18 protein-coding genes are annotated in these 19,341 nt (G+C 30.7%); 5 read left to right on the top strand and 13 right to left on the bottom strand.

Annotated features, from left to right (window positions below):
• Window position 1: 1 nt before the first annotated feature.
• From L8X24_RS04455 to L8X24_RS04445, 3 genes are all read left to right on the top strand, one after another.
• Complete coding sequence (locus L8X24_RS04455; RefSeq protein ID WP_263663796.1) at window positions 2-1,183, top strand: molybdopterin molybdotransferase MoeA; 1,182 nt, start codon at window positions 2-4, stop codon at window positions 1,181-1,183.
• A gap of 34 nt (window positions 1,184-1,217) precedes the next feature.
• On the top strand, window positions 1,218-2,561 hold the full coding sequence (locus tag L8X24_RS04450; RefSeq protein ID WP_263663795.1) for a hypothetical protein: 1,344 nt from the start codon (window positions 1,218-1,220) through the stop codon (window positions 2,559-2,561).
• Window positions 2,562-2,724: 163 nt separating this feature from the next.
• Complete coding sequence (locus L8X24_RS04445) at window positions 2,725-3,807, top strand: NAD(P)-dependent alcohol dehydrogenase (protein WP_263663794.1); 1,083 nt, start codon at window positions 2,725-2,727, stop codon at window positions 3,805-3,807.
• Here the strand turns inward: L8X24_RS04445 and L8X24_RS04440 are convergent.
• The 4 genes from L8X24_RS04440 to L8X24_RS04425 all read right to left on the bottom strand — a co-directional run bounded on the left by L8X24_RS04440 (window position 3,804) and on the right by L8X24_RS04425 (window position 7,262).
• Window positions 3,804-4,256, bottom strand: a complete 453-nt coding sequence (locus L8X24_RS04440; protein ID WP_263659472.1) for a lipocalin family protein — start codon at window positions 4,254-4,256, stop codon at window positions 3,804-3,806. The two genes, L8X24_RS04445 and L8X24_RS04440, sit on opposite strands and share 4 nt — an antisense overlap.
• Entirely contained in the window at window positions 4,253-4,582 is a 330-nt protein-coding gene (gene rrpA / locus L8X24_RS04435) for a MarR family transcription factor RrpA (protein ID WP_263663793.1), read from the bottom strand. The genes L8X24_RS04440 and rrpA overlap by 4 nt, the downstream gene beginning before the upstream one ends.
• Before the next feature lie 226 nt (window positions 4,583-4,808).
• Entirely contained in the window at window positions 4,809-6,530 is a 1,722-nt protein-coding gene (locus tag L8X24_RS04430; protein ID WP_263663792.1) for a GMC family oxidoreductase, read from the bottom strand.
• A 3-nt stretch (window positions 6,531-6,533) separates the two neighbouring features.
• Entirely contained in the window at window positions 6,534-7,262 is a 729-nt protein-coding gene (locus L8X24_RS04425) for a gluconate 2-dehydrogenase subunit 3 family protein (protein ID WP_263663791.1), read from the bottom strand.
• Between the two features lie 233 nt (window positions 7,263-7,495).
• Between L8X24_RS04425 and L8X24_RS04420 the strand changes: the two genes are divergently transcribed.
• A complete protein-coding gene (locus L8X24_RS04420) occupies window positions 7,496-8,080 on the top strand; it encodes an NAD(P)H-dependent oxidoreductase (RefSeq protein WP_263663790.1) in 585 nt (194 codons plus the stop codon).
• Here the strand turns inward: L8X24_RS04420 and L8X24_RS04415 are convergent.
• The 6 genes from L8X24_RS04415 to lgt all read right to left on the bottom strand — a co-directional run bounded on the left by L8X24_RS04415 (window position 8,070) and on the right by lgt (window position 16,445).
• On the bottom strand, window positions 8,070-9,887 hold the full coding sequence (locus L8X24_RS04415) for a dynamin family protein (RefSeq protein ID WP_263663789.1): 1,818 nt from the start codon (window positions 9,885-9,887) through the stop codon (window positions 8,070-8,072). The two genes, L8X24_RS04420 and L8X24_RS04415, sit on opposite strands and share 11 nt — an antisense overlap.
• The gene (locus tag L8X24_RS04410; RefSeq protein ID WP_263663788.1) at window positions 9,877-12,102 is read right to left on the bottom strand and encodes a dynamin family protein; all 2,226 of its coding nucleotides are present in this window, start codon (window positions 12,100-12,102) and stop codon (window positions 9,877-9,879) included. The genes L8X24_RS04415 and L8X24_RS04410 overlap by 11 nt, the downstream gene beginning before the upstream one ends.
• Entirely contained in the window at window positions 12,080-12,805 is a 726-nt protein-coding gene (locus tag L8X24_RS04405) for a fumarate reductase iron-sulfur subunit (RefSeq protein ID WP_012661078.1), read from the bottom strand. Before L8X24_RS04405 ends, L8X24_RS04410 begins: the two co-directional genes overlap by 23 nt.
• Complete coding sequence (locus L8X24_RS04400) at window positions 12,798-14,789, bottom strand: fumarate reductase flavoprotein subunit (protein ID WP_066007209.1); 1,992 nt, start codon at window positions 14,787-14,789, stop codon at window positions 12,798-12,800. The genes L8X24_RS04405 and L8X24_RS04400 overlap by 8 nt, the downstream gene beginning before the upstream one ends.
• The gene (locus tag L8X24_RS04395; RefSeq protein WP_012661076.1) at window positions 14,773-15,552 is read right to left on the bottom strand and encodes a fumarate reductase cytochrome b subunit; all 780 of its coding nucleotides are present in this window, start codon (window positions 15,550-15,552) and stop codon (window positions 14,773-14,775) included. The genes L8X24_RS04400 and L8X24_RS04395 overlap by 17 nt, the downstream gene beginning before the upstream one ends.
• 77 nt (window positions 15,553-15,629) lie before the next feature.
• Entirely contained in the window at window positions 15,630-16,445 is an 816-nt protein-coding gene (gene lgt / locus L8X24_RS04390) for a prolipoprotein diacylglyceryl transferase (protein WP_263663787.1), read from the bottom strand.
• A 72-nt stretch (window positions 16,446-16,517) separates the two neighbouring features.
• Between lgt and L8X24_RS04385 the strand changes: the two genes are divergently transcribed.
• Window positions 16,518-17,315 carry a membrane lipoprotein lipid attachment site-containing protein gene (locus tag L8X24_RS04385; RefSeq protein WP_263663786.1) on the top strand — a complete coding sequence of 266 codons (798 nt, stop codon included), beginning with the start codon at window positions 16,518-16,520 and terminating at the stop codon, window positions 17,313-17,315.
• Here the strand turns inward: L8X24_RS04385 and L8X24_RS04380 are convergent.
• From L8X24_RS04380 to L8X24_RS04370, 3 genes are read right to left on the bottom strand one after another with little or no spacing between them, the layout of a single operon-like run.
• Window positions 17,302-17,841, bottom strand: a complete 540-nt coding sequence (locus L8X24_RS04380) for a hypothetical protein (RefSeq protein ID WP_263663785.1) — start codon at window positions 17,839-17,841, stop codon at window positions 17,302-17,304. The genes L8X24_RS04385 and L8X24_RS04380 overlap by 14 nt on opposite strands.
• The gene (locus L8X24_RS04375) at window positions 17,825-18,379 is read right to left on the bottom strand and encodes a hypothetical protein (RefSeq protein WP_039627963.1); all 555 of its coding nucleotides are present in this window, start codon (window positions 18,377-18,379) and stop codon (window positions 17,825-17,827) included. The genes L8X24_RS04380 and L8X24_RS04375 overlap by 17 nt, the downstream gene beginning before the upstream one ends.
• Window positions 18,376-19,341 carry a hypothetical protein gene (locus L8X24_RS04370; protein ID WP_263663784.1) on the bottom strand — a complete coding sequence of 322 codons (966 nt, stop codon included), beginning with the start codon at window positions 19,339-19,341 and terminating at the stop codon, window positions 18,376-18,378. The genes L8X24_RS04375 and L8X24_RS04370 overlap by 4 nt, the downstream gene beginning before the upstream one ends.

Genomic DNA, 19,341 nt, shown 5'->3' with positions numbered 1-19,341 from the left:
AATGCTAACTTCTTATAGTCAAAGTTTAGACATACTTCATTCACATATAAAAGCATATGAAAAGATAGAAAATATCGCTTTAACACAGTGCTTAGATAGAATTTTAGCCATAGACATCAAAGCTTCTACTAATAACCCTCAATTTCCCACTGCTTCTATGGATGGCTATGCGATTAAATTTAGTGAGCAAGATGAGCCTTTGTCTATCATAGGTGAAGTGCCTGCGGGAGTTTTTCCAAGCTTTAAAATACAAAATAAAGAATGTGTTAAAACCTTTACAGGCTCTTTAATGAGTGATGGTTGTGATACCTTAGTACCTGTGGAAAAAGTAGAAGTTAAAAACGATGTGATTTATATAAAAGAAAAAGTTCCACAAGGCTTTGCTGTAAGAAAGGTGGGCGAGAGCTACACCGAAGGTGAAATTTTACTCACTAAAGGTACAAAACTAGGCTATAGCGAGATAGCACTTTTAGCCGAGCTTGGACACTTTCACATTAGTGTTTTTGCTAAACCTATCATAGGCGTGCTAAGTAGTGGAAGTGAAATCAAAGACTTGGGCGAAAGCTTAGAGCACCCTGCACAAATTCGCTCATCAAACCATGTAGCCATAGCTAATATGGCAAAAAAACTTGGTACTGAAGCTAGAATTTTCCCACTTTTAAAAGATGATATGCAAAAAACTCCAAGTGTTTTAAAACAAGCACTTAATGCATGTGATATTTTAGTTACCACTGGTGGAGTTTCCATGGGGGATTTTGACTTTTTAAAGCAAGCTGTTAAAGAGTATGAAGTCATCATAGACAAAGTCGATGTAAAGCCTGGCAAACACATCAAAATAGCCAAATTTGAAGATAAATTCATCTTTGCGCTACCGGGTTTTCCATACTCGGCTATGGTAATGTTTAATTTATATGTAAGAGAACTTTTAAATGCTTGGCTTTTACAAGAAAAAGACTATGTATTTAAGGCATTTGCAAATACTGACTATAAGAAAAAAAGTTCGCATTTAGAATTTGTAGCTTGTAATGTAGAATTTAAAGACGGAAAAATTTATGCCAATTTAAAAGGCAAAAAACAAGGTTCAAGTGCCATCATCAACAACCTTAACCACAAAGCCGCATTAATGATAGCGCATGATAATATAAAAGAAAATGATTTGGTAGATATTGTTTTAATGCCTTAATACTAATTGTGATAATATAAAATAAGGATTATTAATGAATTTTGAAACTCTGTTAGCTACAAAAGAAAAAAAGCTACAAGATTGTCAAGAATTAATTGAAGAACTTAAAAAAGAAGAAGAAATTTTAAACCATGAGAATATAAAGATAATAAATAGAAGATTACAAGAACTTATAAATAAAGAAATATTATTTTTTAATAATTTAGAATACACAAAATTTAAAAACAATCCTCATGAAATCAATGATTTAGAAGATGAAATTTATTTTTGTTTTAATTTGTATGTAAAGAATATTGATGAAATAAAACTAGAAAAGCTCAATAAACATAAATCCGAACTTACAAAATCTCATAGAATAAGAAAATATATGCAAGATTTTACTAATACATTAAAATCAATTTTTAAAAACCCAAAAGAGTTAATTTTTAAATCTGAATCCAAATTTATAAAATATAAAGAATCTTATAGAGCAAGAAAAGATACGCAATATTTTACCAATATTTCAAAATTAGTTTTAGAAAATTCAAAAGATTTATTTTCATTGATTAATATCGTAGGATTTTTTATAGTCATATTCATACTAACACAGCATTTTATACAAACAAAAACTATTCCTTTTATAGACAGCCAAAAGATAATCGCTTTGGCAGTAACAGGTATTTTATTTGGAGGTATTTTTTGTTTTTTCTATATAGCAATATTCGTTTTTTCAAGAGAATTGCATAAATATTTTCTTAAAACACCAAGAATAATTCCTATAGTAATTTGCTTTACCGCATCAACAACAGCTTTTGTTACACTAAGCGACCTTAGTTTATTTTTAATTATATTAGTTATTGTAAATATAATACTATTGTTTTTTGGGAGAAAATATATAATTTCATCAAACACGATAGAAATTTGCGCAATGCAGATTATATTAATATTTATATTATATGCAGTTATTGCTTTTATTTATGCCCTTGTTATTATTAAAACACAAAAAATTAATGATATTTATTTATTCTTTGCTTGTATTCTTATTTTAGGTTTATTCAGTTTTTTATTTTACATTAATGATTTTAAATTTTTTATACTTGCCAATGCCATCATCTTGATTTTTTCTCTTTATGCTTTAAATAAAAATATTATTTCATATTTAAAAATAGGTAATTTTGACGCAGAATTATTACTAAGCAAAAATAAAACTCTAAAAGATAAATTAATAGATAATAATATCAGCTTTATTGAAAACACAGAAGATATAAAAGTAGAAAATGTGCGTATTCTATCGGATGCAAAAGATGTTTATTATATACAAAGCAAAAAAGAAGATAATACATCCACAGAAAAATCATTTATAATAGATAAAAAATATGTTTTAGATAAAAATTTTTAATTTTTGAAAAATTCACAACTACCGAGAAAAACTCGGTAGTTAAATTATATATTTTTTTTGCAAAACCCACAAACGCACCTTGAGTATAGTATCTTACTTTATTTTCCCTATTGCAATAAAAACCTAGCTTTAATATAATTTCAAAAACCACAAAGGAGAGAAAATGGACTCAAAAATCTTTTTAGAAAATGGTCGTGTTAAAAGTAAAGGTTATGCCATGCTTAGCAAGGATTCTAAATTCACGCCTTTTGAATTTACACGCCATAAAGTAGGTAAAAACGACATCTTAATCGCTATCAAATACGCAGGAATTTGCCATAGTGACATTCACACCGCAAGAAGCGAATGGGGCGAGGCAACCTACCCTTGCGTACCTGGCCATGAAATAGCAGGAGAAGTTATAGCGGTGGGTGAAAATGTGAGTAAATTTAAAGTAGGTGATTATGCTGGGGTTGGGTGCATGGTAAACTCATGCGGAGAGTGCGAAGCATGCAAAAAATCTCAAGAGCAATTTTGTGAAAATGGTAAAACCATCTACACTTATAACTGCAAAGATGTATTTCATGATAATGAAAACACCTATGGAGGCTACTCAAACAACATCGTAGTAAGTGAAAAATTTGCTATCAATGTACCAAAAAATGCTCCACTTGACAAAGTAGCGCCTTTACTTTGTGCGGGTATTACTACCTACTCACCGCTTAAATTTTCAAACATCAAAGAAGGCTCAAGTGTAGCCGTAGCAGGTTTTGGTGGGCTTGGTATGATGGCAGTTAAATATGCTGTAAAAATGGGAGCAAAAGTAAGTGTTTTTGCAAGAAATGAGAACAAAAAAGCGCAAGCTTTAGCTATGGGTGTGAGTAATTTTTATACTAGTACAGATAAAAGTGCGGTAAAAGAAAGATTTGACCTCATCATCTCTACTATACCAACCCCTTATGATCCACTAGCTTATATGGATTTGTTAAAATTTGGTGGTGAGATGGCTATCGTAGGATTACCTCCACATGAAGTAAGTCCTAGCATTAACATCATTCACTTTGTACATAAAGCAGGTAAAAAAGTATATGGCTCGCTTATTGGGGGCATTAAAGAAACTCAAGAAATGCTTGATTTTTCTTTAGAACATGGAATTTATCCTGAAATTGAACTCATCAAGCCAAGTGAGATTGACAAAGCTTATGAAAACCTCACTTCAGGAAAAGCCAAATTCCGCTATGTAATCGATATGAGTGCAGAAAATTAATACTCATCAAAAATCACATCGCTAGTATCAAAACCTCTTTGCTTGGCTATTTCAAGCAAAGAGTTTATTTGCTCTTTTGCTAAAATCTCTCTTGATAAAATCCAAAGATATTTTTTATCAGGACTACCTACGATAGAAACTTGATAATTTGTATCAATGTAAATAATCTCATAATTTGGTTTGTTAAAAATATTCATAAATATACTAAATTTAACCGCTAAAGATCTTGGAGATTTTACCCTAGCTTTGCCATTTGCTTGAGAGATTTCTCCATTTTCTTTTGTGCATATATTTTTAACTTTAATTATAGGCGTAGAGCCTTCATACTCTAGCTCATATTCTGCCTTGGCGCTTTTGCAAGTTTTTTGAAAAAATGCAGGTTTTCTAGCCATTTCTAACCATGTACCCATGTATTTTTCTAAATTTATACCATCTAATAATTCTATCATTTTTCTTCCTTTTGATTTGCCTCGCCCCAATCACACATCGCTTGTAAAATAGGGATCAAGCTTTGTCCTTTTTTAGCAAGGCTGTATTCTACTTTTGGAGGGATTTGTGGATATTCTTTACGCGTGATTAAATCATCATTTTCAAGCTCTCTTAAAGTATGTGTCAAAGTCTTAAAAGAAATATTGCCAAGATATCTTTTAAGTTCATTATATCTTACAACTTCATAGCGAAACAAGCAGTACAAAACACTCATCTTGTATTTGCCTGAAATCAAAGACAAGGTATAGTTAAACCCACATTCTGTAAAATCGCACTTTTCTTCCATATACTTTCCTTTAATATAGTATTATGCTTTTTTATATTATAATCCAAAATCATTTTTTATCAAAATGAATACACATTAAAAAGGATTTCGATGGATTTCATCACAAATCTTATCATTGCTGCTATTGTTGGTGGCGCATGTGGAGTTGCGCTTCATTTATGGAAAAAGAAAAAAGAAAAAGACAGTAGCGAAAAATAATATGTGAAGCAAAATGCTTCACATATATCTATACTAATTGTCTATCATTTTTATGATATTTTAAAATACCCTCTGCACAACGATAAGCCAAAGCTCCAACTGTATCAGTAGGATTATATCCGCTATTGTGCTGAAAATTTCCTGCACCCACAACAAAAAGATTATCCATATCCCAATGTTGCAAATAAGTATTAACAACACTTGTTTGAGGGTCAGCACCCATAGTAGTTCCACCCGTATTATGTGTAGATTGATAAGGCACTATACTATAATCTTTCAAGTATGCTCCTTTTTTAATCGATCTCACTCCTTGCATTTTTTTAGCTACTTCAGCTGTTTTATCTGTTATAAATTTATGTAAAGCACGATCTTGATCTGTAAAATTATAAGTAAGTCTTACCAGTGGCATTCCAAAAGCATCTTTATAGGTTGGATCCAAACTCAAATAGTTGCTTTTATGTGGTAAAGATGCACCTTGTCCTCCTACTGTAATAGCTCTTGTAAAATTATAATTTAAAGCTTTTTTAAATTCAGCTCCCCAACTTGGAGTTCCTTTTGGCAGCGGAGCTGATTGGATAGGGCGATTTCCAAGTTGCACACTATAAATCATAGCTCCGTGCAAAAACTTCTCTTTCGAGTGGTCAAAATTATCCCCATTATAATCATCGCAAGTTGTACCTAAAGCACCTGAACCCATATATGTATTAAATTGCTCATCAAAAAACGCTGTTGTTCCCATATTGATTTGATAACAATAGTTTTTACCTAAAGTTCCTTTGCCTGTATTTGGATCATATTGCTCACCTATACCACTTACCATTAAAAGCTTGGCATTATTAAACATATAGCTTGTAAGCACTACAATATCTGCTGGCTGAATATATTCTTTCATAGTCCTTGTATCTACAAACCTAACTCCTGTAGCTTTGCCATCTTTTTTTAGTATTTCTATAACATTACTATGAGTTCTTATAGTATATTTTCCTGTGCTCATAGCTTTAGGTATGACAGTATTAATAGGACTAGCCTTAGCACCATACTCACAACCAAAACGCTCACAATAAGCACAATATTGACACGGGGCTAGATCTTGACCATCTGGATTAGTATAACCGCCTTTTGAATTAGCCGCAGGTAATCTAAATGGGTGCAATTTCATTTCTCTTGCAGCTTTTTCGAAGCGTTTAAGCATTTTAGTGTTTTCTAAAGGTTCTTGCGGATAAGGACTTGATCTAAACAAACCCATTTTTTCAGCAAGTGGGTTTTCTTCTCCACAAATTCCACAGGTTTTTTCAAACTTATCATAATAAGGTTCCATATCTTTATAGGTTAAACCCCAATCTTGCAAAGTATAATCATCGCCTAATTTATTACCATATCTTTCAAAACTTTTTGTTTTAATCTCAAAATCATAAGGTAAAAATCTAAAGGTCCAACCATTCCAATGCACCCCTGCACCACCAACATTACTTCCAAGTAAAAAAGATCCCATTTTTCTATATGGTAAAGCCAAACCATTAACATTATGGCGAAAAGTTACTGTATCTTTTGAGCAATCTTGCATTAAACCATAGTTAATACCATATCTCCACTCATCGTGAATCATTGCAAAATTTTCCGTAGTTTGCATCATACCACGCTCTAAGCTCAAGACAGTCAATCCAGCCTTGGTAAGTTCTGCTGCAACTATACCACCTGTCCAACCAGCTCCTACTGTTACCACATCTACTTTTTTTAATACTTCTGCCATAATTTATCCTTCCATGTCAGCTAAGCTCATAGGCTCTATGTCAAAAAACTCATCACTTGTGATCTTGTCAATATAACTCATTTGAGCACCAGGATATTGCATCATTCTCCAACCATTTTTATTATCATTACCACCATAAATTGGATCAGATAAAACTCCAGCTATTGTCATATCTCTTAAAAGAGTAAAAAATTCAGAAGATTTAAATCCTATGAAATCGATTTTATTTTTTTCTAAATCAACTAAAATTTTATCTTGCTCAACCCCTTTTAAAGATGAAAAAGTTTTTTTATAACGCTTTTGAGATATTATTTCCAAAGCTTTAACACCCTCTAAAAAAATCTCATTACGCTTCATTGGGGTTTGATAACCTTGCTCAGCAATTCCTTCTGTAAATGGCCCTTGCAGATATTCTCTATCATTATAACCATAAGCTGAAGCTAATTGATTATCAATAAAATAAGGCACGCCTAAGCCTATAGCACCATCACCTTGCTCATCTTTTGGATAAATTCTCTCACATGCTGCACTTAGATTATCAAAATCAGTCTGCACTTGAAAAAACATTTTTCCTCTTATTTTATTTGAACCTCCTTGTGTTTTCTTGTGCGCATGAGTTAATTCTGCAGCATGCAATATAGCTCCACCACTCATAGCGCTAGCAGCAACCACACCACCACCCAAAAGACTTAATTTAAAAAAATTTCTACGATCGATGACATTATCTTGCATATTTTCCTCCTTTTTGTTGACAATATCAACTTATATTCATTCTATTCCTTGCTTTTTTAATATAGTCTTAAATAAAAAAAATAATACAATTTTTGTATTATTTTTAAAAAATCAATCATAAAAAGTAACATATTTGTTTTACACTTTCTTATAGTATAGTATCTTACATAAATTTCAGTATTGAAATAAAATTATAGTTAAATTATAATTTCAAAAAACGCAAAAGGATAAATATGCAAAAAGTATTATTATTAAACGGTGCAAAAGACTTTGGACACTCTAAAGGAAGATTAAACACAAGCTTGCATGAGCTTGCACTTAAGACTTTACAAGAACTTGGTTTACAAACCCAACAAACACACATAGATCAAGGCTATGATATAAACGATGAGATGGAAAAAATTCTAAATGCGGATGTTTTGATTTGGCAAATGCCTGGTTGGTGGATGGGTGAGCCTTGGATAGTGAAAAAATACATTGACGATGTTTTCACAGCAGGACATGGAGTGTTTTATAAAAACGATGGTAGAAGCAGAGATGATGCAAGTAAAAAATACGGAAGTGGCGGGCTTTTAAAAAATAAAAAATATATGCTTTCGCTAACTTGGAATGCTCCAATACAAGCCTTTAATGATGAGAATGAATTCTTTAATGGAGCTGGGGTTGATGGAGTGTATTTACACTTTCACAAAGCACATGAGTTCTTAGGTATGAGTGCCTTACCTACTTTCATAGCCAATGATGTAATCAAAAATCCTCAAGTGCAAGAGTATTTCACAAACTACAAAGCGCACTTAGAAAAAATTTTTAAAGCTTAGAAATTTGGGATTTGATGCTAGAAATCATTGATTTTTTAGCCTCAAATTCATTTTTTAAATTCAGAACAATCTGTCTTTTAGCTTCAATAAAATCAACAAAACTTTGCATATAATTTTTATAAATTTTTAAAACTACGGGCTTATTTAAAAGTAAATCTTCAAATTCATAGACATTAAGCTCAGTTAATACCCTTTGATGCACTTCACTTGCTTTTGGATGATATAAGCTAAACTCGGTACTATCAAGCTCATAAAATTCTTTACTCGCATTCATTTTAGCGCTAAAAAATCCCAAAGTAAGCTTAGTAGCACTTTCATAATTTGCTAAAGCTTTTAGATTAAGCTTTTCTAAAAATAGATCAAGTTCAAGTTGGCTTTTAAATAATAATTGCTTAAAATCTTTTAAAAAAAGCTCCTCGCTAGCACTAGCAAAGCTTCTAAAACTAGCAAATTCTTTTTCACTTTCTAAGGCATTTTCTTTTTGTAAATTTGAAAATTGAGCCTTAAAAAGCAAAATTTGCTCTTCTAAATGAGTAAAAAATAAAGAAAAATCATCTTTGATTTGACTAAATTCTAAGGCGATTTCATTTTTTAATCTTTTAAATTCCTTATTCATTACTTCAGAATTATAAAACATAGCCAAAAACGCATCATCACTTGAAAGATACGGTGCTTTATAAGCAACTTTTTCATAAAGATTTTTCTTAAATAAACCCTTGGCTTCCCTGTAATAACTACTATCTTTTTCTTTAATAAATTTTAAAATTTCTTGGGCGATTTTTTCTCCAACAAGTTTTAATTTATCTAAACAATTATGATTTAAAATTTTGATTTTTTGCTCTAGTTTGCTTACTTTGAAAGTTTGCAAAATAGCATTAAATTTAAGCTCTAATTGCTCTAGTGCATTTTGAAATAAATCGTATTGATTTGACAAAAGTTCGCATAAATTACCAAGTTTTTCTTTAATAAAATCTTTTTTAATACGCTCACAATCAAGTTCTTTTAAATACTCATAAAGTAAAGGTAAATTTGACTTTTGTAAATCAAATTTTGCTTCTTTGCATGAAATTGCGATGATTTTTTCAAAATACTTACCAAAAACTAAATGTGCATAATTTAAAACATTTTCTAGCTCATCTTGACTTAACTTGTCTTTTTGATTAAGCACGCAAATCCCACCACGCTCTAAAAGCTTAGTATTTGCTTTTATAGCATCTTCTTCACTTTTTTTACCTGCATTATCAATCAAACTAAGCCAAATAGCACTATGCATAAAAGAAAGCTCTTTAAAAGTAGTTAGCGTGTCGGTGGTGTTTGCATTTAAACCTGGGGTATCTATAAACGTGATATCTTTTAAAAGCTCAATAGGCGCAAAAAGATGCAAACTTTTAGTTTCTTTTAGCTCATTTCTTTGATCGCTAAATTTAGAAAGCTCATCTATATCAACAATCTCATCACTACCATCTTCATATTCAACTCTTAAAAAATACTCCTTAGCATAGCGTAAAAAAGTAGGCCTAAAAGTCACTGGAACCACACCTGTTGGCAGGCATTCTTTTTGTAAAATCAAATTTAAAAGCGTGGATTTACCACTAGAAAATTGTCCTATAATAGCCACATTAATGGCCCTTTTATAGCTAGCTATAATCATTTCAAGATCTTTTAAAAAAACATCATTTAAATGCAAACTTGGTTCTAAAAACGCATTTTTGATTGCTAGAATTTTTCCTTCAAAACTATCATCAAAGCTTTTACAATAAGCATTTTCATAAGCTTTTAAAAAATCATTAATCAAATCATTTTGCATTTAAAAGCTCCGTTTTTAAAGTCTTTAAACTTTGTAATTTTGTATTGTTTTTTTCTAAAAGCTCTTTGGAGTTTTGCTCATTTTGTTCTATTTGTAAAATCAAGTCTTTTAAGTCTTTGATTTGCTCTTCTTGTTCTTTTTCGTATAAATTTAAACTAAGCTCTAAATTAGTAAAAAATTCTTGATTGTTTTTTAAATCTAGGGCAATTTTTTCTATATTAAATGTTTGTAATTTTTTCAAAATTTGATTTTCTAAAGAGCTTTCTAGTTTATAAATATCTTGAGCAAACTCTAAATTTTTTAAAAGTCCTACTTTTAATGTCATAAAAAGTTCATTAGTTAAAATGCTTTCTATTTTTGCTTCAACCTTACTTTTAAAATCATCACAATTTTGCTCTAAAATAGCTTTTAAAAAATCATATTTCACACTTAGAGTGTTTTTAAGCTCATTGACCTTATACTCACTTTGCTGTTTTAACTCTCTTAAAAGATCAAAAATTCCATCTTTTAAAGTCGTATCGATGATAGTATTTAGTCTTTGAGTGTTGTTTTTGATTTTATTATTTTGATTATATTTTAGCTCATCTATGAGTTTTTCTTTTAATTTCTTAGCTAGTAAATGCAAAAGCGTTAAAATTTCTTGAGTATTTTCATCTTTTTTGTTGAAAATAGCACTTAGCTCTGCTTTTACTTGCATTAATTTTTCTTTTTTTGCTTTAAAATCATTGATAATAGTTTGATTTTGCTTATCAAGCTCAAAGTTTTCATAATTTAGCATTTTATTAGAAAATTTAATTTTTTCTTCTATTTTTTCTAAATGTAATAATAATTCTTTTTTATAAGCACTTAGAGCGATTTTGTTTTTATCATATAAGCTTTTAGCTATAAGTTCTTCTAGTGTTAAAATATTGCTTTGCTCTAAATTTCCAGCTCCTTTTTGATAAAAATCATTAGCTAGTTTTGAAGAAATACACACAAAATCTAAATTATTTAATAATTCTTGGCTAAGCTGCTTTTGTGCTAAATTTTCTTTGAGCTTATTTTTAGTATAGTTAATTACTTCTTGCAAGTCTTTTTGACTAAGCAAGTCAGCCTTAGTAAGCACAATCAAAAGCTTACTTACCCTTGAAGTTAGCAAACATTCTATAATAAAATCACAATCTTTTTGACTAAGACTTTGAGAAGCATTCATAAGGTGGATTAAAAAGTCAGCTTTACTTATATAAGCTTTTGTTAAAAGCTCCCTTTGGATGATCACATCATCAAGTCCTGGAGTATCAACTATACAAACATTATCTTTTAAAAAATCAAGCGATGAAAAAAGCTCTATTTTTTTAATAAGTGCTGAAATTTTGTTTTTTGCACTAGTGTAATTTTTTAATTCTTCAATTTTTATTTCTATATTTTTATTTTCTTTTTCAATATACTCATTTAGATTAAAATTTTGCTCTAATTGCTTGATTAGTTCTTGCATGTCTTGATTATCTTTAGAGCTTTTTAAAATATCTTGCCATTCTTCTTCACTCCAAAAATATATCTTAGCTTTTTGATTTTTACCATATTTTAAAATGCTCAAATTTGCAGTTTCAGGCACATTAGATACACCTAAAAAATCTTTTTTTAAAAGTGCATTTAGCATACTTGATTTACCTGCATTTACCACACCCGTTACTGCGATAGAAAAATCAATATTACTAAATTTAACCAAAGCTTCTTGTAAGAGTTTTTGAGCTTTTTCATCTTCGCAAAGCTCTTGTAAATTTTGATTAATGAGATCTAGTGTTTGATGTGAGTTTTTAACTTCTTGCTTGTAATCTTTTTGAATGACTTTTTGCCTAGATACAAAAGCATATATTAAAGTATTATCAGTGATTTTTTGAAGTTTTTCCAAGGCTTTTAAAAGCTCGTTTTTATCCAAAATTCCTAATTTTAAAGCGTTAATAAAACAAACCTGTGCATATTGAATACCATAAAGGTCTAAGCGTAAATTTAAACTTTTCATCAAACTTTTAAATTCATTCAAAGCGCTAAATCTTTCATACTTATCAAGATTAGTACTTAAAACAATTGCTGCTTTTTGAATATCAATCAAACTTTCATCAAAAAGTGTATTTGTGTCAAGATAAACGCTATGATTTTGCCAAATTTGTTTTAGTAAGGTTTTAAGAGCCCCCTTTTCTTGGGGGCTAGGATTATTTGTTTCTTTGAGCGACAAGCTGTCTTCTCATATAAGCGATTTTGCTTTGTAAAGGCAGTTCTTTTGGACAATTATCTTCACATGCAAGCAAAGACATACATCCAAACACACCATCATCATCACCCACTAATTCATAAAAATCTTCTATGGTTCTGTGATCATGTGGATCTTGTAAATATCTAGCTGTTCTTAAAAGTCCAGTAGCTGCGATAAAGTCAGGTCTCATTAGCTTAGTCGCACAAGAAGCAACACAAATTCCACACTCTATACAACGATCAAGTTCAAAAGTCTCATCAGCAACTTCTGGCTCAATACGTTCTTCAAGTTTAGAAATATCTGTTTCTTTTTCATTATGCACCCAGCTTTCAACGCGTTTGCACATACCATCAAACCACTCACCTGTATTAACACTTAAATCTTTTATGTGTCTAAATGCAGGTAAAGGCATAAGCTCTATAACGCCATCTGGATAGTCTTTTGTCAATGTTTTACAAGCAAGTTTTGGCTTACCATTGATCATCATAGCACAGCTTCCGCAAATCCCTGCTCTACATACAAAGTCAAAACTCAAATCCGCATCCATTTTTTCTCTGATTTGAGTTAAGCACACAAAAATCGTCATAAATGGAGTTTCTTCAAGCTCATAAGTAACAAAATGAGGTTTAGAAATTTTACTTAATGGATTATATTTAAATGCTCTTATTGTTAATTTTCTACTCATAATCAACTCCTATTCTTTGATTTGGTGCTTTAAATTTAGCTTGTAATTCATAAGGCATTAAAGCATGTTGAATTTCATATCTTCCTTTGCCTTCTGCTTCCATTTTTTCACGGATCGCATCAACTTCAGCTTGGCGTTTTTCACTTAATGGGTTTTCAATGATATTTCCTTTAGCACCATAACCTCTAAATGCAGGTGGGATTTCCATTTTCATAATGTCAAGATCTTCATACTCAACTCTAGGCATACTTTCACCTTCTACCCAGTAAGTATTTGTTCTTTTCATCCAGTTTAAATCATCTCTTTTTGGATAATCTTCTCTATAATGAGCCCCACGGCTTTCTGTTCTTAAAAGCGCACCATAAGCAACACATAAAGCAATTTTTAGCATTCTTGGAACTCTATAAGCTTCTTCAAGCTCTGGATTTGCACATTTTAATTCTTTATCATGTACTTTTAAATCAAGTGATTTTTGATACAATTCTTCAAGCTCTTTAACCGCTTCTTCAAGACCTTGGCCTGTTCTAAAGATAGCTACTTTTTCCCACATAATGTCTTTCATTCTATTTTTGATTTCAAATACATCATGTTTTCCTTCTTTGCTAACAAGAGATTTTAAGTAATCATACTCTTTAGAAAGGAAAGATTTAACGATATTTGTATCAATATCATTACCATTTTCTTTACAATATTGTGCAAAATAATCTCCCACGATCATACCTGCAACAACAGTTTCTGAACATGAATTTCCACCCAAGCGGTTAAATCCGTGCATATCCCAGCAAGCTGCTTCACCGCATGCAAAAAGACCATTTAACCATTGACTTTCGCCGGTTGGTTTAGTTCTAATACCACCCATTGAGTAATGTTGCATAGGTAAAACTGGTGCCCAGCCTTTTGGACCCTCATCAGCAGGATCAATACCATTAAATGTCTTACAAATATCTTGAACATCGCGAAGATTTTTTTCAACATGAGCACGACCGAGGATAGAAATATCAAGCCATAAATGATCCCCATAAGGGCTTTTTACACCTTTTCCTTTTCTAATGTGCTCCATCATTCTACGACTTACAACGTCCCTACTTGCAAGTTCTTTTTTCTCAGGCTCATAATCGGGCATAAAGCGGTAACCATCAACATCTCTTAAGATACCACCATCACCTCTACAACCTTCAGTTAGTAAGATACCGCTTGGTACGATTGGAGTTGGGTGAAATTGCACTGCTTCCATATTTGAAAGTCTGCAAAGTCCAGTTTCAAGTGCAATAGCAGCGCCTGTACCTTCACAAATAACAGCATTTGTAGTTTGTTTATAAATTCTACCATAACCACCTGTTGCAATCATAGTTCCTCTAGCAACATAAGCGATTAATTCCCCATTAGTTAAATCTCTAGCAATAGCCCCTAAACATTTTTTACCATCATGGATAATTCTCACTGCTTCCATTCTATCGATGATTTTAACTTGATGTTTAATCGCTTCATTTGCCACACCATATAGCATACAGTGTCCTGTTGCATCAGCGATATAACATGTTCTCCATTTTTTAGTACCACCAAAGTCTCTTGCATTTATAAGACCATGTGCTTCTTCTTTTTCTTCAATAGTAGTTTTTTGAGCGTTTATAACAACAGTTCTAGGTCCTTTTGTAACCCTAGTCCAAGGCACACCCCAAGCAGCAAGCTCACGCACAGCTTTTGGAGCAGTTTGTGCAAACATTCTTGCAACTTCTTGATCACAGCCCCAATCAGATCCTTTTACTGTATCAGCAAAATGTACATCTTCATTATCTCCCTCACCTTTAACGCTATTTCCTAAACTCGCTTGCATACCACCTTGTACAGCAGCTGAGTGAGATCTTTTAACTGGACAAATACTTAATAAAGTTACACTTTGACCACTTTTTGCAACTTCAATAGCAGCTCTTAAACCTGCAAGACCACCACCGATAACTAAAGCATCACTATATTGTATGTTCATATTTAGCTCCATCATAAGTTTTTACTATTTGCGCTACAGAGTTGTTTTGGTAATTATTAAAGCCTATTTTTGCAAAAGCAGCTAAGCTTAATACACCCAAAACTAAGAAGAAAATACTAATAAACCATTTTGCTTTTTTAAGTTTTTTACGACTTTCTTTTGCATCTTTACCTTCAAACCAACCCCATTTTACACATAATCTATAAAGACCAATACTACCATGCAACTCAACACAGATTAATAAGGCAATGTAAAATAACCACATAAAATGGCTCACTACTCTATCGCCTGACATATCAGCACTGATTTTATCTGCATTAGTAATGATAAAAATTAAGTGCGCAGAACCCAAGAAAAACATTACAAAACCAGTTGCAGCTTGAACCCACCATAAAGAAGAATCACCATGATTCATATATTTTAAGTGTGTTCTACAAAGTTGGTATTGTCTGAAATTAATAGGAAATTTTCTCATTGCAAGACCCGCATGCACAAAGAAAATAACCAAAACACAGGCAGCCAAGAAAGAAGTGATGTAGCTCATCATAGGGCTATTAATGATAAATTTTAGTTCTAAAAAGTGAACCACTGAATCAAAAAAATCATCACTAACCAAAATGGTAGAAACGAACAACATATGTGCCCACATAAACAAGCCTAAAATTAAGCCTGTCGCACTTTGAATATAGTCAAGTTTTGCTGGCATTTTGCTTTTTTTGCCATCAATACTCTTGCCTAAAAAACCTTCAATGAGTTGGCTCATATTTACTCCTTTTAAAAGTTGATAAGTTTTAATATCGGAGCAATTATAGAACTTTTATTCTTAAAATAAATAAAAATTTATAAATTTTTTTTAATATTTCTTAAATAAAAAGATAAAAATAGTCCTAATAAAAACATTAATAAGCTCAATATCTGACCCATGCTCATACCAAAAGCAACAAAGCCTATGCCAAAATCAGGCTCTCTAAAAAACTCACATACAAAGCGCGCTAGAGCATACAAAATCGTATAGTAAGCAATCAATTCTCCATTGTATTTTTTATATTTTTTTATTAGTAATAAAATAGCAAAAACCACAAAACCTTCTAAAAATGCTTCATAAAGTTGTGAAGGATGACGCAATATCCCATCTACATAAATACCCCAAGGCACTTCTGTAGCTCTACCAAATAATTCTTGGTTTAAAAAATTTCCGATACGACCAAAAATATATCCACATGGCACACTAATAGCAACCAAATCTAAATATTTCCATAAATTCTGCTTATTTTTTTTACAAAAAGCATAAGTTGCTATTAAAAATCCAACAACAGCTCCATGATAACTCATACCCCTAATCCCTACAAATTCTCCATTATAAAAGGGATTAAAAATTTGCCAAGGATGTGTAAGATACCATAAAGTATGCGCATCATAAATTAAAATATAACCCAATCTTGCACCTAAAATCACCCCTATTTCTACCCATATAAAATAGCTATCAAGCATAGCTTTAGAAATTCCCATATTATCTTTAATCGCATAGTATTTTGCGACCATTAAAGCAACAAGCAAAGCTAACACATACATAATGCCATACCAATGCACTTTTAAACCAAAAATTTCAAAAGCTACCACATCAAAATTTGTATAAATATTTTGCCAAAATTCCATAAAAAGCCCTTATTATAAAACATATAATATAGCAAAAAATTGTTATAATTATAAAAATCAAAAGGAGAGAAAATGAAAAAAATATTATTATTTTTTAGCATAATTTTATTTTTAAGTGCTTGCACTGGTAATCAAAAAACTTATTATATTTCTATGCCAAATTTTAAAAGTACTTTTGAAGAACACAACAACACAAATGCTAATAGTCCTAAAGTCAAAATCAATGATGTGGAAATTATAAAAAATACTTTTTATAGTTCATATTTTGAGCAATCTACCCTAAATCAAAGAATTAATAAAAGCTTAGAATTACTCAAAAAACAACTTTTAGAAGATAGCAAAGCATTGCTTCAAAGTAAGGGATATATTATAGATAATGAAAATCCTGATTATGCTTTTAATATAGTTATCAATGCTAGTTTATATGAAGATAAGGTTACGAGAAATTCAAGTCTTGGAGGCGATAGTGTGGAATCTTCTTTTATGATTATTTTAGAAGCTCAAAGTCATTTAAATAATTTACATCAAGAAGATACTTTTCAAAGCACAACAAGCTCAGCAAAATTAAACGATCCTATTATTTTAAATTATCCTATAAAAGGACAAGCAAGCATAGAAAGCTTTAGAGAGGTATATAGTGCTGTTCCAACCCAAGTTAATGAAAGTCTTGCAGCAAGTGCTTTAGAAATTGATAAAGTTTTTGTTGCTTTTTATAAAGAAATCACATCTAGTTTAAAAACTAGTGTAAAAGAAATCAAAGAAGAACCAAAAACACAAGAAAACTCAGAAGTTCAAGATGTAAAACAAGATGATAAAAAAGAAGAAAAAGCTACTCCTTATCAAAATAATGAAGTAATCATTTTTGAATAGCTTGTGCGTAAAACACTTTGATCTTAAATTTAAGATTGATGTGTTTTTCTTCGGATTTAAACTCTACAGGAGTGCTAATTTCTATTAAATTTTTATATCTTTGCAAATCATTTAAAAAAGAATAAAAAGCTTGAGGATTTTTCATCTTTACATTAACTCCAAACTGATATTTTAGATACTCTTGCTCTTTTTTAATAGGAATGAGATTGATTTTTACATCATCAAAGTAATTTTTCATAAATTCCAATAATTCTTTTTGTGAAAATTCCGTATTGATTTGAGCTAAATTTTGCGCATTCACTTTTTGAAACTCATCAATAACTTTTTCTAAAGCTTGTAACTCATTTATTGCTTTAGTGTTTTGAATTTGCTGGGTTGCTAATCTTGAATGTTCGATTTTATAATCTTTCAAAAAAGGCACGATTAAAAATAAAATCAAAATCGCACAAAGTGCAACAAATGAAAAAGAATAAATCAATATCTTTAATACATCAGCTTCTTCTAAGCTCTTATCGTTTTTGCTCATACATTTCCTCTGGTATAGTGATATTTACACTTACAAAGCGATACCACCCATTTTCTAATTGATAATAACTTGTTTGAGAATTGGAAAAAATACTTCTTAATGGAGCCTCTAATAACAACGCAAACATTTCTTTAGTAGGTGTAATGCCTCTTAAAATAAGCGATCTATCTTCCATTAAAACTTCATCCAAAGATATGTTTTTAGGCACTAGAGTAAAAAGATTTTGAATACTTTTTAATAAAACTTTATTTTTACCATTTTCTTGTTCTTGCTCTAAATCTCCCAAAATTAACTCTGCTTTATCATTTTGTCTTACTAATTCTTGATATTTAAGCTTATTAGCATTAATTTGTGCGATAATTTGAGCTAACTCTTCTTTTTTATTATCAAGTTGCACAGACGCATAATAGCTTTTAAAAACTACCACAATAAATACTACAAAAATTAAAGCAACACTAATACTAGTAAAATAAATCCAAATTCTAGTAAAAAGATTAAAAACAGGTTTTATCTTAGGTTTGATTAGACTATATCTCATAATTTTAAGTCCTTCACCATAAGTTCATTCATCAAATTTAAAGTATCTACAAGTTCTACTTTAGGCTTTATAAAAAGCTCATTTTCTAAATAATCAAGCGAGGTCGAACTAAAACTTTCCTCATCAAAAATCACAATTTCTTCCAAAAAGCTATTATCATACAAAGGATTTTGATAAAATTCTTTTACACTTGAAATGATGTATTCTATCATTTTCATATCTGAGCTAAAATTTTCTAAAGACTCGATAGGAAGCTCTTCTTTTTCTTCATCTAATTCCTCAAGTTTATCAAGCTCTTGACTCATTTCTTCTAAACTTTTTAAGTCATAATTTTGCTCATTTTCTTCTTCTTGATTTTCATCATCAATTTGTAAATCAAATTCTTCTTTAATATCATCAAAAAAATCATCTTCATCATAATTTTGACTAGCTATATTAAAATAACTTCCAAACAATATAGCTTCATTTTTACAAATTAACATCGCAACAAAATCATGGTATCTATACACATAAAGGCCTATTTTTTCTTCAAAACCTCTATTTGCCATACAATGATAAAGTAAAGAAAAAGGCGAATAAAGCAAATCCAAACCGCCAAAAGCCTCATAATCTTGCTCATATGAGCTTAAAGAATGATTAGATGCATACAATAAACCATTATTAAAAGAAATACATTTGACACTACTTGCATCGACACCAAAATTGGAAAGATCTTTAAAATTTGAGCTTGGCGCAACGCCTTGGGCAATAGGAGTAAAAAAAGTACATATATAATAAATTTGAAAATCTTTAGTTAAATTTTTTACATATTCTATGGCTTTTTCTTTATCTTCAAAGCTTTTTTCAAAAGTATCAACAGCTTGGGATTTTTTCCAAGTATGACATCTTATAATGTATTGTTTTTCATCATAGCAAATACAAACTAAAAGTTGTAAAATATATTTTCTAAAAAAAGATAACAT

Source organism: Campylobacter sp. CNRCH_2015_0814, from assembly GCF_025772765.1.
GTDB lineage: Bacteria > Campylobacterota > Campylobacteria > Campylobacterales > Campylobacteraceae > Campylobacter_D.
This window is presented reverse-complemented; position numbering and strand designations above follow the sequence as displayed.

Excerpts from the sequence above, each read along its gene's own strand:
- L8X24_RS04455 (WP_263663796.1), top strand. The coding sequence starts at position 2 with ATGCTAACTTCTTATAGTCAAAGTTTAGACATACTTCATTCACATATA.
- L8X24_RS04450 (WP_263663795.1), top strand. The coding sequence starts at position 1,218 with ATGAATTTTGAAACTCTGTTAGCTACAAAAGAAAAAAAGCTACAAGAT.
- L8X24_RS04445 (WP_263663794.1), top strand. The coding sequence starts at position 2,725 with ATGGACTCAAAAATCTTTTTAGAAAATGGTCGTGTTAAAAGTAAAGGT.
- L8X24_RS04440 (WP_263659472.1), bottom strand. The coding sequence starts at position 4,256 with ATGATAGAATTATTAGATGGTATAAATTTAGAAAAATACATGGGTACA.
- rrpA (WP_263663793.1), bottom strand. The coding sequence starts at position 4,582 with ATGGAAGAAAAGTGCGATTTTACAGAATGTGGGTTTAACTATACCTTG.
- L8X24_RS04430 (WP_263663792.1), bottom strand. The coding sequence starts at position 6,530 with ATGGCAGAAGTATTAAAAAAAGTAGATGTGGTAACAGTAGGAGCTGGT.
- L8X24_RS04425 (WP_263663791.1), bottom strand. The coding sequence starts at position 7,262 with ATGCAAGATAATGTCATCGATCGTAGAAATTTTTTTAAATTAAGTCTT.
- L8X24_RS04420 (WP_263663790.1), top strand. The coding sequence starts at position 7,496 with ATGCAAAAAGTATTATTATTAAACGGTGCAAAAGACTTTGGACACTCT.
- L8X24_RS04415 (WP_263663789.1), bottom strand. The coding sequence starts at position 9,887 with ATGCAAAATGATTTGATTAATGATTTTTTAAAAGCTTATGAAAATGCT.
- L8X24_RS04405 (WP_012661078.1), bottom strand. The coding sequence starts at position 12,805 with ATGAGTAGAAAATTAACAATAAGAGCATTTAAATATAATCCATTAAGT.
- L8X24_RS04400 (WP_066007209.1), bottom strand. The coding sequence starts at position 14,789 with ATGAACATACAATATAGTGATGCTTTAGTTATCGGTGGTGGTCTTGCA.
- L8X24_RS04395 (WP_012661076.1), bottom strand. The coding sequence starts at position 15,552 with ATGAGCCAACTCATTGAAGGTTTTTTAGGCAAGAGTATTGATGGCAAA.
- lgt (WP_263663787.1), bottom strand. The coding sequence starts at position 16,445 with ATGGAATTTTGGCAAAATATTTATACAAATTTTGATGTGGTAGCTTTT.
- L8X24_RS04385 (WP_263663786.1), top strand. The coding sequence starts at position 16,518 with ATGAAAAAAATATTATTATTTTTTAGCATAATTTTATTTTTAAGTGCT.
- L8X24_RS04380 (WP_263663785.1), bottom strand. The coding sequence starts at position 17,841 with ATGAGCAAAAACGATAAGAGCTTAGAAGAAGCTGATGTATTAAAGATA.
- L8X24_RS04375 (WP_039627963.1), bottom strand. The coding sequence starts at position 18,379 with ATGAGATATAGTCTAATCAAACCTAAGATAAAACCTGTTTTTAATCTT.
- L8X24_RS04370 (WP_263663784.1), bottom strand. The coding sequence starts at position 19,341 with ATGTTATCTTTTTTTAGAAAATATATTTTACAACTTTTAGTTTGTATT.